The sequence below is a fragment of the Mesorhizobium onobrychidis genome (assembly GCF_024707545.1).
In the GTDB taxonomy this organism is placed as follows: Bacteria; Pseudomonadota; Alphaproteobacteria; order Rhizobiales; family Rhizobiaceae; genus Mesorhizobium; species Mesorhizobium onobrychidis.
Genome location: NZ_CP062229.1, coordinates 2,212,043 through 2,225,082 on the forward strand (window position 1 = coordinate 2,212,043; position 13,040 = coordinate 2,225,082).

The 13,040-nt window shown below is 62.8% G+C and carries 14 protein-coding genes; 6 read left to right on the plus strand and 8 right to left on the minus strand.

Going from position 1 to position 13,040, the window contains the following annotated elements; translation table 11 throughout:
- Positions 1-30: 30 nt before the first annotated feature.
- Positions 31-195, minus strand: coding sequence for a hypothetical protein (locus IHQ72_RS10900; RefSeq protein ID WP_245319661.1), 165 nt, complete (start codon positions 193-195; stop codon positions 31-33).
- Here IHQ72_RS10900 and IHQ72_RS10905 point away from each other — a divergent pair.
- From IHQ72_RS10905 to IHQ72_RS10920, 4 genes are read left to right on the plus strand one after another with little or no spacing between them, the layout of a single operon-like run.
- Positions 163-813, plus strand: coding sequence for a GntR family transcriptional regulator (locus IHQ72_RS10905; protein ID WP_258123799.1), 651 nt, complete (start codon positions 163-165; stop codon positions 811-813). The two genes, IHQ72_RS10900 and IHQ72_RS10905, sit on opposite strands and share 33 nt — an antisense overlap.
- Positions 813-2,327: a sugar ABC transporter ATP-binding protein gene (locus tag IHQ72_RS10910; RefSeq protein WP_123149328.1), complete on the plus strand. Its 1,515-nt coding sequence runs from the start codon at positions 813-815 to the stop codon at positions 2,325-2,327. Before IHQ72_RS10905 ends, IHQ72_RS10910 begins: the two co-directional genes overlap by 1 nt.
- On the plus strand, positions 2,324-3,310 hold the full coding sequence (locus tag IHQ72_RS10915) for an ABC transporter permease (RefSeq protein ID WP_258122436.1): 987 nt from the start codon (positions 2,324-2,326) through the stop codon (positions 3,308-3,310). Before IHQ72_RS10910 ends, IHQ72_RS10915 begins: the two co-directional genes overlap by 4 nt.
- A gap of 43 nt (positions 3,311-3,353) precedes the next feature.
- Positions 3,354-4,352: a substrate-binding domain-containing protein gene (locus IHQ72_RS10920; RefSeq protein WP_123149330.1), complete on the plus strand. Its 999-nt coding sequence runs from the start codon at positions 3,354-3,356 to the stop codon at positions 4,350-4,352.
- 261 nt (positions 4,353-4,613) lie between these two features.
- Here the strand turns inward: IHQ72_RS10920 and IHQ72_RS10925 are convergent, their stop codons facing one another.
- The 5 genes from IHQ72_RS10925 to IHQ72_RS10945 all read right to left on the minus strand — a co-directional run bounded on the left by IHQ72_RS10925 (position 4,614) and on the right by IHQ72_RS10945 (position 9,247).
- Positions 4,614-5,696, minus strand: a complete 1,083-nt coding sequence (locus tag IHQ72_RS10925; RefSeq protein ID WP_258122437.1) for an ABC transporter ATP-binding protein — start codon at positions 5,694-5,696, stop codon at positions 4,614-4,616.
- Positions 5,678-6,025: a RidA family protein gene (locus IHQ72_RS10930; RefSeq protein ID WP_258122438.1), complete on the minus strand. Its 348-nt coding sequence runs from the start codon at positions 6,023-6,025 to the stop codon at positions 5,678-5,680. The genes IHQ72_RS10925 and IHQ72_RS10930 overlap by 19 nt, the downstream gene beginning before the upstream one ends.
- 105 nt (positions 6,026-6,130) lie before the next feature.
- Entirely contained in the window at positions 6,131-7,018 is an 888-nt protein-coding gene (locus IHQ72_RS10935; RefSeq protein WP_258122439.1) for a carbohydrate ABC transporter permease, read from the minus strand.
- A 1-nt stretch (position 7,019) separates the two neighbouring features.
- Positions 7,020-7,898: a carbohydrate ABC transporter permease gene (locus tag IHQ72_RS10940; protein ID WP_258122440.1), complete on the minus strand. Its 879-nt coding sequence runs from the start codon at positions 7,896-7,898 to the stop codon at positions 7,020-7,022.
- 68 nt (positions 7,899-7,966) lie between these two features.
- Complete coding sequence (locus IHQ72_RS10945; RefSeq protein WP_258122441.1) at positions 7,967-9,247, minus strand: ABC transporter substrate-binding protein; 1,281 nt, start codon at positions 9,245-9,247, stop codon at positions 7,967-7,969.
- 199 nt (positions 9,248-9,446) lie between these two features.
- Between IHQ72_RS10945 and IHQ72_RS10950 the strand changes: the two genes are divergently transcribed.
- Both IHQ72_RS10950 and IHQ72_RS10955 read left to right on the plus strand, forming a co-directional pair.
- Complete coding sequence (locus IHQ72_RS10950) at positions 9,447-10,226, plus strand: creatininase family protein (RefSeq protein ID WP_258122442.1); 780 nt, start codon at positions 9,447-9,449, stop codon at positions 10,224-10,226.
- 216 nt (positions 10,227-10,442) lie between these two features.
- Entirely contained in the window at positions 10,443-11,177 is a 735-nt protein-coding gene (locus IHQ72_RS10955; RefSeq protein WP_258122444.1) for a FadR/GntR family transcriptional regulator, read from the plus strand.
- A gap of 770 nt (positions 11,178-11,947) precedes the next feature.
- On the opposite strand, the gene IHQ72_RS10960 is transcribed toward IHQ72_RS10955, so the two are convergent.
- Together IHQ72_RS10960 and IHQ72_RS10965 are read right to left on the minus strand one after the other, a co-directional pair.
- Entirely contained in the window at positions 11,948-12,106 is a 159-nt protein-coding gene (locus tag IHQ72_RS10960) for a hypothetical protein (RefSeq protein ID WP_258122445.1), read from the minus strand.
- A gap of 28 nt (positions 12,107-12,134) precedes the next feature.
- Positions 12,135-12,935 (minus strand): recombinase family protein, encoded by an 801-nt coding sequence (locus IHQ72_RS10965; RefSeq protein WP_374120343.1) that lies wholly within the window; start codon positions 12,933-12,935, stop codon positions 12,135-12,137.
- Between the last annotated feature and the right edge of the window lie 105 nt (positions 12,936-13,040).

The window sequence follows — 13,040 nt, forward strand, 5'->3', positions numbered from 1 at the left end:
GAGCACGTACCTTGGCTTCGTAACGGGCCGTCAGCGAAGCCGCTTCTTGTTGCCGAACTTTCTGGTGTCTGGTATATCACCTTGCAGATGGCAGGCAATACCAAAATCAGCGGCCGGCTTCCCGTCGCCAGGATCAAGCGACCCAAATCGCTTGCGGAAACCGTGCTCCACCAGCTCCGCCAGTCGATCGTCCACGGTGACCTCGCGTTGGGTCAGCCTCTCTCTGAACGTCAGCTCGCCGACGATCTCGGCGTGTCGAAGACTCCCGTCAGAGAGGCGCTCGCCCAGCTCCGCGCCGAGGGCCTGGTGCTGATCTATCCGCAGCGCGGCGCCTTCGTCTTCACGCTGAGCGCTCGCGAGGTTCATCAGATCTGTGAATTCCGGAGTGCGGTAGAAACGGCGGCGCTGAGGCTCGCCATCGCGCGCGGCCCGGATGGCTTCGCGGCGGAGCTTGAAGACATCGTGCGCGGCATGGCAACCGCGCAGCGTCAGGGTGACCAGCGGCTCTATCTGTCCCTGGACACCCGCTATCACGCGGCCTTCTTCGAGCACTGCGGCAATAGCTATCTCCGCGACAGCTATGAGCGCTATGTCGGCAAGATCGCAGCGCTCCGGACCCACCTTGCCGGCAAGCCGCTTCACACGAAGCTGTCGTTCCAGGAGCATCGACAGATGCTCGACACCATCCGGCGTGGCGACGCAGACGCAACGATAGCGGTTCTGGATATCCATATCGGACGGACGCGCGAGACCTATTCCAACGGAATTGAGGACATTGCCGCCGCGGATAAAGGAATTCCGGAGGCGAGCTGATGGCGGCACCGCTCCTCGAGCTCAGCGGCATCACGAAGTGGTACGGCACGACGCGGGCCCTTGGCGACGTCGATTTCGATCTGAGGCAGGGCGAGGTGCATGCGCTTGTCGGCGAAAATGGTGCCGGGAAATCGACACTCCTCGCCATCCTCTCCGGTGTGGTCGCGCCCGACAAGGGTACGATCAACATCGACGGGCGGGCGGTCACCATTGACGACCCATCCAGAGCGCAGGCGCTCGGCATCAGCACGGTCTTCCAGGAGCTTAGCCTCGCCGGGGCCTTGACGGTCGCCGAGAACGTCTTTGTCGGCCGGGCTCCGACGGCCTGCGGGGTCATACGCTGGAGCGAGCTCCGGCGGCGGACCCAGCAGATCCTCTCCCCCTTCGGCATCGAAATCGATGTCGGTCGCCCGGTTGACCGCTTGCCCGCGGGCACGCGCCAGCTCGTCGAGATTGCCAAGGCGCTGTCGCTCGACGCTCGCATCCTTCTCCTCGACGAGCCCACCTCGGCGCTCACCTCCGATGAGGTCGCAGCGCTGTTTGACATCATCACTCGGCTTAAGACCCGGGGCATCGGCATCGTCTATGTGAGCCATCACATGGCCGAGGTCTTCCGGATCGCCGACCGCGTCACCGTGCTGCGCGATGGCCGAAGGATGACCACGCGCGCGGTGCCGGAGACTTCCATCGACGACGTCGTCCGCGCCATGGTCGGCCGGAACCTCGAAATCTTCGCAGCCGAGACGGCGCTCGTGCCGGGTCCGGTGGCGCTTGCAGTCCGTGGCAACGGAGCCAAGGGCAAATCTCGACATCTGGAGCTTGAAATACGTTTCGGTGAGGTCGTCGGTCTCGCGGGCCTGATGGGATCGCGCCGCAGCGAGCTTGCACGCAGCCTCGTCGGCCTGCGGCAGCCGTCTGGAGGAACTGCGATCGAGATCAAGGGCCGTCCGACGCGCCTGCGTGGTCTCCGCGACGCGATGGCGCGCGGCATCGCCTATGTGCCGGACGATCGCAAAGCGGAAGGCCTGTTCCTGTCGATGTCGGTCACCGATAATTTCGTCGTGACTGCGCTTCGCCGCTTTGCGCGGCTCGGTTGGATTGAGAGGGCGGCGGCGACGGCGGCGGCGGGTAGGGCGGTCGAACGCTTCCGGATACGAGTGCCGAGCCTTGCGGCGGCGGCTGGAAAACTCAGCGGCGGCAACCAGCAGAAACTGATGCTGTCGAAGTGGCTTGCGAGCGACCCGGCGATCGTCGTGATTGACGAGCCGACCAAGGGCGTCGACGTCGAAGCGAAAAGGGAGATCCACAAGGAAATCCGCCGCCTCGCTGCTGCCGGTAAGGCGATTCTCTTGATCTCCTCTGACCTCCCGGAGCTCTTCACCATCTCCGATCGGATCGTCGTCATGCGAGAGGGACAGATCGTCGGCGATCTCCCGACACGTTTGGCAACGGAAGAGAGTGTAATGGCTCTTGCCTCCGGCATCGGTCACAAGCGCGAAGGGGAGGCGGCATGAGCGTCGACGAGGTCGGTCGGTGGCCTTCGCGTTTCGGCAGCCGTGTCCTTCGGCGCTTCGTCGAGACGCGCGAGTTGACGCTACTGGTTCTTATCGTTGCGATCATCGTCGGAATGTCGCTGGCTTCGCCGGTCTTCCTGTCGCTGGCGAACTTCCGTGCGATAGCCATCGGCATGGCGCCGACCGTGATCATCGCTGTGGGCATGACGGTGCTCCTGGTCTCTGGTGGATTCGATCTCTCGGTCGGCTCCGTGCTGGCGCTAGCGAGTACCGTGGCGGCGCTTCTTCTGTTAAGCGGCGCCTCCATCCCGCTGGCGATTCTTGGTGCGCTTGCTCTTGGCGTCATCATCGGCCTTGCCAACGGCATCGTCGTCACCAGGATCGGTGTCAATCCCCTGGTCGCCACTCTCGGCTCGATGTCGATCGCCCGCGGGATCGCCTTGGTGCTGACCGAAGGATTCTCGCTCAGCAATCTACCGCCGGCCTTCGGGTGGGCCGGCCGCGCCGAGATTCTCGGCCTGCCGTTTCTTCTTTGGGTCGCGCTCGCACTGGTGGTCGTCTTTGACCTCGCCATGCGGCATGGAAGCTTCTTCCGGCAACTCTACTACATCGGCTCGAACGAGAAGGCGGCGCGTCTCTCGGGTTTGGCCGTCAATCGCGTCCGCACACTCGCCTACATGCTGAGCGGACTGCTCGCCGCGCTTGCCGGCGTCCTCCTCGCCTCGCGGCTGATGAGCGGTACGCCTACAGCCGGCAACGCGCTCGAATTGCAGGTGCTCGCAGCCGCCGTGATCGGCGGCGCAAGTCTGCGCGGCGGGGAGGGCACCGTCCTGGGCGCGTTTCTCGGCGTCATCTTCGTCGCCTTGATCAACAACGCCATGACCATGCTCGCCGTGTCGATCTACTGGCAGATGATCGTCACCGGCGCCGTTCTTGTCCTGGCCGTTGCGCTCGACATGCTGGTGCGCCGCGGCGACGGGTAAGCCAAGGGCCCATTGGGCTCCAATCGAAGAAGGGAGGAAAGTGATGACGACACTCGATCTCGACCGCCGCAGCCTGATGAAGCTCGGCGGCATTGGCCTCGCCGGGACGGGGCTCGGCCTCGTACCCCAATTCAGCGATGAAGCGCTCGCCCAGAGCGAGGGCATGGAATACGTGTTTCTCTCCATCGTCACGCAGGTGCCGTTCTGGGTCGACCACCGCAAAGCTCTCGAAGACGCCGCTAGATCGCTGAACATCAAGACGAGCTTCACCGGCCCGCTCGACTTCGACACCGTCGCCCAGGCGCGGCAACTCGATGAGCTGATCGCGCGGAAGCCGGCCGGCCTCCTGATCTTTCCTGGCGACGCCGCCTCGCTTGCGGCCGGCATCGACCGCGCCGTCGATGCAGGAATTCCGGTCGCCATGATCATCGGCGACGCGCCGGGCACCAAGCGCGCCGTGTATCTCGGCATCTCGAACCTCGAAGCCGGCAAGGTCGGGGGCAAGATGCTTGCCGAGGCGATCGGCGGCAAAGGCAAGGTGATCCTCGGTTCGTTCCCCGCGCCTTCGGTTCTGGAGCGGGTCGAAGGCTACAAGGCCTACTTCAAGGAATCCGCGTCCGAAATCGAAGTAGTCGACGTGGTCAACGACAAAGCGGACCCGTCTTACGCCCCCACGGCCTACAGCCAGTCACTCCTCGCTCATCCTGACGTGGTCGGTATCGGCGGCACCGACGGCGACAGCGGCAAAGGTGCTGCCATCGCGGTGCATGAGACCGGTCGCCAAGGCCAGGTCAAGATCGTCGCGATGGACCGGAACGACGACATGCTTCCCTACATAGAGGACGGAACGATCGTCGGCGCCGTGGTTCAAAAATCCTATGTCGAAGCTTTTCTCGCCGTGCATCTCCTTCATTGGCTGAATACCGATGGCATGAAGGTCGTGCCGGACTACAAAGCGGCTGGCGTCAACCCCTTGCCGGAAAAAGTCGAGACTGGCGTGATGCGCCTTACCAAGGATAACGTCGCCCAATTCAAACACTGAGCGACAGGCCGGGCCGCGGACCTTCCGCGGTCCGGCGGGCGCGCGGGCCGGGTGCGGCTGATTGCATGTCCTTATCATCGTCGGGAGACGAAGATCGAGCGCTGGCTGTTGTTTCAGCGGCGGCGGGGGGAATCGGCCGTGCCCTCGCGGAGGGCTTCGTTGGGGCCGGCCTTCCTGCTCCGGCAAGTCCGTATCTAGCTTGAATTCCGCAGCCGGCGGTTCCGTTAAGACCGGCTCGGCGCTATCTGGCCGATGATTTACCTAGAGCCTGCAACTGCGCCCCTGACCGTCGAAAACATGAGCGTCGGCCGGGTCGAAGCGGAAGCGGACAGACGAACCGATCGTTGCGGCCGGTTTGCCTTGCAGTTCCACTGTCACGAGCTGGGGCAGGCCGTCGACCTTCAGGTAGAGCAGACTCGTGCCGCCGAGCCGCTCGACGAGGACGATCTCGGCCGCAATGCCCTTGTCCTCGACAAGCGAAATGGCGTTGGGACGCACGCCGATCTCCGCGGTGCCGCCGGGCGCGAGGCGCAGGCCTTCGCGCGTGGAGAAGAGCGGCTGGCGGTCCGCCGCGAGACGGAAGGCGATGGCATCGCCCACGCGCTCCGCGACGGCCGGAAGAAAGTTCATCCTCGGCTGGCCGAGAAAGCCGGCGACGAAGCGGTTGGCCGGCCGCTCGTGGAGATCGAGCGGCCGGCCTTGTTGCACGACCCGGCCCTTGTCCAGGATGACGATGCGGTCCGCCAGCGTCATCGCCTCGACCTGGTCATGCGTGACATAGATCATGGTTGTTTCGAGCTGCCTGTGGAGCCGCGCGATCTCGACGCGCATCTGCGCGCGCAGGTCGGCATCGAGATTGGAGAGCGGCTCGTCGAACAGGAAGACATCGGGTTTGCGCACGATCGCCCGGCCGATCGCCACGCGCTGGCGCTGGCCTCCGGAAAGCTCGCGCGGCTTGCGCGACAGGAGCTCCTCCAGGCGCAATATGGCCGCCGCCTCGACGACCTTCCGGTCGATCTCGGCCCGGGCCGTGCCGAGCATCTTCAGGGCGAAGCCCATATTCTCGGCCACGCTCATATGCGGGTAGAGTGCATAGGACTGGAACACCATCGCAATGCCGCGGTCGGCCGCCGCCACGTTGTTCATAGGCCTGCCGCCGATGCAGACTTCGCCCGAACTGACGGATTCCAGCCCGGCGATCATCCGGAGCAAAGTAGACTTGCCGCAGCCCGAGGGGCCGACGAAGACGACGAACTCGCGGTCGTTCACGGTCAGCGACACGTCGCGCACGGCCTCGACACGGCCAAAAGTCTTCGAGACGTTCTTCAGTTCGACGGACGCCAAGTCACGACCCCTTCGCAGCGACGGCCCACATTTCGATCTCCACCAGGAAGCCTGGGAGAAGAAAGAGCGGACTGCACGGCAGTGCGCACGGGCAGCGGCTCTACCATCACCTTCTCGTAGACGGCGCTGAAGCGCGCCCAATGGCGAAGATCGGTGAGGTAGACGTTGACCTTGAAGACGTCGCGCGGCCCGCAATCAGCGGTGGCCAGCTGCCCTTCGCAGTTCTGCAGCGTCGCGGCGGCCTGCTCCTCGATCGTATCGCCCACGACATTGCCGTCCATGTCGACGGCGACCTGGCCGGAAATGACGACGAGATGACGGGCGTCCACCTGCAGCACCGGCGAATAGGGGCGGCGGTTACATGCTGGGTCGCGCCGCGCGGGCGGCTCTTCAGCGGATGCAGCGCTTCGTTGCCGATTGTCTCGTCCACGATGCTATCCCTTGACCGAGCCGTTGAGCAGGCCTTCGACGACAAAGCGCCATACGAGGACGACCAGCACCAGGGTCGGAACGATTGCGATGAAGATTGCCGTGTTGAGCAGGCTCCACGAGACATCGGTGTTGCGCGCCAGGGCAGCCATCACCACCGATACCGGCCGGGTGGCGGCGTCGCCGGACAAGACCATGGAGAACATGAATTCGGAATAGGAGAGCATGAAGGCGAACAGGCCGGTCGCGCCGATCGACGGCAAGGCGAGCGGCAACGCGACGCGCAGGAAGGCCTGCAGACGACTGCAATGGTCGAGGACTGCAGCCTCGAACAGCTCCTGCGGCATCTTGCGGAAGAAGACGGAGAGGATCAGCACGGTGAAGGGCAGGGCCTTGGCTGTGTGGACGAGGATGATCCCGATCCGGGTTCCGGTCAGCCCCAGGCCCTCGAGCATCATGTAGATCGGGGTCACCAGAGCTACCGCCGGAACCAGCGGCGACAGGATCAGGAACATGAAGCTGAGCTTCTTTCCGGGAAATGCATGGCGCGCGTAGATGAAGGCTGCAGGTGCGCCGAGGAGCATGTTGAGCAGCATTGCGCTCAACGCAATGATCGAAGAATTGACAAGGCTCTGCGGCACCTGGCGCGCGGCGTCCGAGATCATCGCGCGGTTGGCGCTTGCCTGCCGGTAGGATGCCGGCAACTCGCCGGTTAAGACATAGCGATAGCTTTCGAGGCTCGGTCCCTCGGAAAGAACGCTGCGGTTGGGGTCAAGCAGAATGCGGTCCGGTACCAGGCTGCCATAGAGCGCAAGCGCCACCGGCCCACCGGTGAAGAGCAGGATCAGCGCAGCGAAGAGGAAGGTGAGCAGCGGATTGCGGCGGCCTGGCATCTCAGTCGCCCTCGAACAGGTCGGACGGCAAGGCGCGGGTGATCGCCAGGATCATCACTGCGGAGATCGCCACGACGATGAAGGCGACCGCCGAGCCCGTGCCGAAGTCGTACATCGAGAAGCTTTCCTTCCAGATCTGGAAGGAGAGCAGCGTGGTGGCCGTGCCGGGCCCGCCGCCAGTCATGGCGTAGACGAGGTCGTAGGTCGTGAAGGCCGCCAGGGCATTGTAGATCAGGAGCACCACGATCATCGGCTTGATCTCTGGAAGGATCACATGGCGGAAGCGCCGGGCCGTACTGCGGCAATCGATCGCCGCGGCCTCCAGCGTCTCCGAATTGATCGCCGAAAGCGCCGCCATGATGAGCACCACGGCGAAGGGGATCTGAGTCCAGACATGCGCCACCACGACTGAGATCAGCGCGAGCTTCGGCGAGGTAAGCCAGGGAATGGAGCCGTCGATCGCCCCCAGCGCGCGCAGCGTGCCGTTGAGCACGCCGAAACTGGGATGGAACACCCAGATCCACAGCACCGCGCTGATTGCCCCGGGCAGCACCCAGGGCAGGAGCACGATCGAGCGGACGATTTTCGAGCCGAAGAACCGGCGCTGGAGGAACAGGGCGGTCAAGGTGCCGAGCACCACCACGAGGGGGGCGGCAATCGCGGTGAAGAGCAGGGAATTGTAAAGCGCATCGAGGAAATAACCGCTCTTGACCACGCGGACATAGTTGTCGATGCCCGTAAACGGCGTGTCGGGGAAAAGCAGCAGCACCGAATGCATGCTGGTCCACAGCGCATAGGCGATCGGATAGATCGTCATCAGCGCGACCGGCAGCAGCGCCGGCAGGAGCCAGATGGCCGGAAAGCGTTGCGTGGTCCACATGGGCAGGTCCGCTTTTCGGTTGGACGGCGAGCGGCCGGTATCGGCAACTCGCCGCTTTTATCGCGGACCTAGCGGCTGGCGAACTGTTCCCGCATCTGGTTCCAGCGCTCCGCGCCGTCCTTCATGACCTGCTCGACGGGAGCTTCGCCGACCATGGCCTTGGCGAGCAGCGGGCGGAAATAGGCCGACCATTGCGAGCCCCACTCCGTCCAGGTCCCCGCCCGCGCCGTCGCGACCTGCTGCTTCAGCGTCGGCACGTCGATCCATTTGCCCCAGGCTTCAATGACCGACTGGTCCTCGAACAGGGGAAGCTGCCCGAAGCCGAGGCCCTTCTCTGCGGCCCAGCGCTTGGCGACCGTATAGGGCTTGCCGGCCATGAAGTTGATGAACTTCCAGGCGGCTTCGGCGCGTGCCGGATCGGCCGCCGTCTTCGCCGTCACCGCATAGAATTTCGAGAAGCCGAGCGTGGTGTGCGCCTCGCCCGGCATAGGCGCCAGAGCGAACTGGCCGGCGAGCGGCTGGTCGGCCGCGTTGTTCATCGCCGCCAGCACATAGTTGAAGACGACGGTGAAGGCGTGCTGGCCGGTGTTCATCGCCAGGATGATCTTCGACTCATGCGTTTCCGGTTGTACCAGCCCCTTGGAGAAGGCGTCGGCAAGCCACTGCAGTTGCTTGTAGGCGCCGTTCTCTGGATTATCGAAAGCGGCCTTCTGCTCGGCATCGAAGAGTTGCGCGCCGCGGCCATAGGCCTGCGCCACGAAGGCGTCGAAGAAGTTCGGGAGCTCCTGATTGTATTCATAGGAAATCGGATGCTCCATGCCGCCAGCCTTGAGCTCTTCGGCAGCCGCGGTTACCTCCTCCCAGGTCTTGGGCACGGCGATGCCCTTATCCTCAAGGATCTTCTTGTTATAGATGAAGGAGATCGTATCGGCGTAATAGGGAAGGCCGTAGAGCTTGCCCTTGTAGGTCATGTCGCTCAACGCAAAGCCGGCAATGTCCTTCTTCAGGTCGTCCACCGCGCCTGCCGGCGCGATGTCGTCCAGTGGCGCCACGAATCCGCCTGCGGCCCAGGCTGGCAACCAATCCTGGCCGCCATAGATTACGTCGGTGGGTGTACCGCCACGAAAGCGCAGGACGAGGCTGTCCTGATAGTCCGGCCAGGTGTAGTCGGTGACCTCTACCTTGATACCCGGATTGGCTGCCTCGAACTTCTTGACGTTGTCCTGAATGGTTTCAAGGGAATAGTTCCAGACCGCGAACTCCAGCGTGATGTCCTCGGCCAGGGTCGGATTCGTCAAGAAAGCGCCGGAAACCAGCACTGCAGCGGTCAACAGCTTACAGAGTTTCATCGAGACTCCTCCCTTCGCCTCGGCGCACCTTCGAGCCTTGATCCGCCGGCGCAACCATCAAATGGTCGTTGACTCAGGGCTCTGCGGTTGGACAATATGAACCGATCATGATCAATTGCAACCTTTTTGAATGGCTTTGGAGACGTAAGCGCGCCAGGATTTTCGATGATGCGCCGCCCGACTTTAGGAGATGGATCAAATGCGGTGGGAAGAACTGAGCTCTCCGGATGTTGCATCGCTTGATCGGGAGCGCACCGTGGTCATGCTGCCGTTGGGCTCGGTCGAGCAGCACGGCAATCATATGCCACTCGGTACCGACACCATGCTCGCCCATGCCGTTTCCTTGGCGGCGGCGGAACGAGCCCGCGACGCCGTGGTGCTGCCGTCACCCTGGTTCGGCTTCTCGGTGCACCACATGCGTTTCCCCGGCAGTGTCACGTTGAGGGCCGAAACGCTGATCGCGGTGGCGGAGGACGTCGTCGCCTCGCTGGTGCAGCACGGTTTCCGCCGCATCCTGATCGTCAACGGCCACGGCGGAAATGCCGGCGTCATCGATCTGTTGGCGTCCACGCTCGGATATCGGCACTACGGGGCCGCCAGGATCGCCGCACTCACCTATTTCCATCTGGCACGTCAGGCGATCGCGGAACTGAGGCGATCGGAGCCCGGCGGCATGGGCCATGCCTGCGAATTCGAGACCGCGATGGTTCAGCATCTGCGCCCCGATCTGGTGAGGATCGAAAAGGCCGACGCGACCTATCCGGATCCTGGATCGGCGTATCTGACGACCGATCTCTTGGGGTCATCGGCGATCCGCACCTATCATGATTTTGCGGACCTCTCGTCAAAGGGCACGCTCGGCGACCCTCTCCTCGCCAGCCCGGAGGCGGGTTCGGCCTTCTTCGAAGCCGTCGTCGGCGCGCTCGGCGCCTTCATCGAGGACTTTCGTGGCTGGCGGATTCCGGAATCGCCCAAATAATCCAGCGCCTCGAGGTCGGTGTGATCGGGCTTGGCTCTTTCGGCCTGCGCCATGCGTTGATCTGTGCCGAGCATCTGTCCGACGCGTTTGCTGGATTGGTTGAAGCGGGCCTGCGCGTTGATGTCGAGTGCTGATTGCTCCAGATTGCGCACGAATGGTTGACTTGAGTTGACTGATTCTGCTTCTTGCCTAGTGTTTCACGGGACCTGACCTTCGATGGCGTACTCCGCAGCACCGCCGGAACTGACGGCGATAACCACCAACGACCGGGCGACGCCGTCGCTCGTCTACCGTTCGCTGCTGCGCGGCATCAAGGATGGCCTCATGGTCCCCGGTGCAAAACTGCCCAACGAGCGCGAGCTCGCCCAACAGCTCGGGACCAGCCGCACCGCCGTCCGCAGCGCTCTAGCCATGATGGAACGGCAGGGGCTTGTGCACCGGCGGGTCGGCAGCGGCACTTTTCTGGCCGACGATGCGCACGACGTTTTCAGCCGAATGGACCAGACCAATGCCGCGAGCCATGAGGCGGTCCCTTCTTTTGCCGAAATCGTCGAAGGTCGGCTGCTGTTCGAGCCGGCGATGATGCACCTCGTCGTGACGCGTGTCGACGACGACGAGATTTCTGAGATGCGGCGCACCCTAGCCGAGATCGTCTCCGCGCCCAGTTGGGAGCATTTCAAGGAGAGCATCTACGCGCTGCATCGGCAGATGTTCGCCAGCACGAAGAACAAGTTTCTGGTGCAGATCGTGAACAGCATTTTGAACGAGCGGCGGGCGGTTCATTTCGACGGCCGCAACACCGATAAGCCGGCGCCGGAGCCGGTGCGGAAGCAGACCCACAAGGACTTGCAGCTCATCGTCGACGCGATCGCCGCCCGCGATGCGGCGCGCGCCGAGCAGCTGGTCTCCGACCATCTAATGCGCTCGCTCGCCACGGTCATCTGGCAATAAGCCGTTACAGAGCCGATGGGATCGATCGGTCGCCGTTCCTGTTGAAGCCGCTGCCCTCGACCAGCCGGAATTGATGGGTCCAGCATCAGATGGGACCCGCTCAGGGGTGAAAGCCAGGGATTTCAAGTGTCAGCGAGTAGCTTTCAGTTGCTGCTGTGCTTTTTGCAGTACCGCCAGAGCATCTCCGGCCTTCCAATTGTCGGAGAGAGGGCTTCTCCAAGGCGGTTGAAGGCGATGCGGCCGGCGATTTAATCCGAAGTACTGCAGAGCCGTCATCGGGCGCGGGACTGTGCGGAACAATGCGGGAAGACTTCTGATTTTGGCCCACGAAAAATTCAATGAAATCAATGATTTGAATACATCCTCCGGGCACCAATATATTAAATATCAATGACTTACGTCTAATTCTTAGAGTTTGAATTTAGCGATATCGAGTAAGTCTGTGACTTTTGAGTGAAATGGTTTTGGGCCCGTTCGTCAATTTTCTCCGTCTCGTTGATGGCACCCGTCACACGTAGCTCAAGCTCCCTGGTTTCGAAAGACCCTGCAACGATGCGTGCGGTAATCGGCGGCAACGACGTGCAATTGGGCGGGTTCTGAACTCGGCCGCAGTCTCAACATGCTCGAAGGCGCTGTGCAAACCGGCGGGTCATAGGAGACCTGAACCAGGAGGGTGTCTGGCGCCTAGCACAACGCGTCGTGCGGCTATCAGAGAGTTTCGATAGCCTCATGCGCCGTCGCTGACCTCGGATGTACAGGCGGCGACGGACCTAGCCGGCCATCGCCATTCCAACCGCTATGCCGAGATCGATAGCGAGGCCGGCAACGAGATTGCCAGCCAGATTGAGGGCGATGACGCCGACTAGAGCCCGCACGACCCTGCGAGGGTGCGCAACGGCTTTGGAACGGTCATCAAAGATCGCTTCCATGGGGACATGCTGGTCAGCAAATTCCCGCTTATAAAAGCAAGTTCGCAGAAGCTTGCCGCCCCAATATGTTGCGCACGTTCGACACCTGCCAAAGTCCATTGCGCGCTGTCCGAACGCCTCGACTGTTCAGGGCGATCGCCAGGCCACGCAGGCTTGTGATGCCGGACTGCCGGATGGAGGCGATGATCGGGAGCACGGTCTGGGCAAATCGGTCAGCCTCGCGCACCGATATCGCACGACCTTTCGCCGCAGCTTCGGCGGTGTTGGTCGGATTGCCGAGCTTTATGCTCGTCCTGCGTGAGGCGAGGGCGGCTTTGGTGCGCTCCGAGATCAATCGACGCTCCTTCTCGGCCAAAGCGGCGTAAAGGTGCAGCATAAACGGGTCGGCGTCAGCGCCGAGTTCGGCGACGATGAACGGAACGCGCTGGACCATCAGTCCGGCAATGAAGGCGACATCACGAGAGAGGCGATCGAGCTTGGCCACGACCACCGGGCATTTTGTCTGGCGGGCAAGGGCGAGGGCGGCATTCAATTGCGGCCGTCGATCAAGAGCATCCGCGCCCTTTCCGGTTTCGATCTCGGCGAACTCCTGGAGGATGATCATCCCCTCGGCCTCGGCAAAGCGGGCGACCGCGGCACGCTGGGCCTCGATGCCCAAGCCCGAGCGTCCTTGCCGCTGTGTGGAGACTCGATCGTAGGCGACCGCGCTCGTCATGCTGCTGTTTCCGGGGTGTTCAAACTGCAAACCACCGTTTGCAGTTTGCTTACTCGCCACCGGATAGCAAGACAACCCATTGATATTCATGGGATTTCTGTTGCGGCGCAACAAAAGCCCGCTCGGGAGAGGATAACCGGCGGGCTGGGTTTCACCGACGGCTGGGAGGAGGGGAGCCGTCGACGGCGCTGATGTAGCAATGCAGTATGCCGGTACCAA

Coding starts and splice junctions, on each gene's coding strand:
- IHQ72_RS10940 (WP_258122440.1), bottom strand. CDS start 7,898: ATGTGGACCACGCAACGCTTTCCGGCCATCTGGCTCCTGCCGGCGCTG.
- IHQ72_RS10950 (WP_258122442.1), top strand. CDS start 9,447: ATGCGGTGGGAAGAACTGAGCTCTCCGGATGTTGCATCGCTTGATCGG.
- IHQ72_RS10920 (WP_123149330.1), top strand. CDS start 3,354: ATGACGACACTCGATCTCGACCGCCGCAGCCTGATGAAGCTCGGCGGC.
- IHQ72_RS10960 (WP_258122445.1), bottom strand. CDS start 12,106: ATGGAAGCGATCTTTGATGACCGTTCCAAAGCCGTTGCGCACCCTCGC.
- IHQ72_RS10910 (WP_123149328.1), top strand. CDS start 813: ATGGCGGCACCGCTCCTCGAGCTCAGCGGCATCACGAAGTGGTACGGC.
- IHQ72_RS10935 (WP_258122439.1), bottom strand. CDS start 7,018: ATGCCAGGCCGCCGCAATCCGCTGCTCACCTTCCTCTTCGCTGCGCTG.
- IHQ72_RS10945 (WP_258122441.1), bottom strand. CDS start 9,247: ATGAAACTCTGTAAGCTGTTGACCGCTGCAGTGCTGGTTTCCGGCGCT.
- IHQ72_RS10915 (WP_258122436.1), top strand. CDS start 2,324: ATGAGCGTCGACGAGGTCGGTCGGTGGCCTTCGCGTTTCGGCAGCCGT.
- IHQ72_RS10955 (WP_258122444.1), top strand. CDS start 10,443: ATGGCGTACTCCGCAGCACCGCCGGAACTGACGGCGATAACCACCAAC.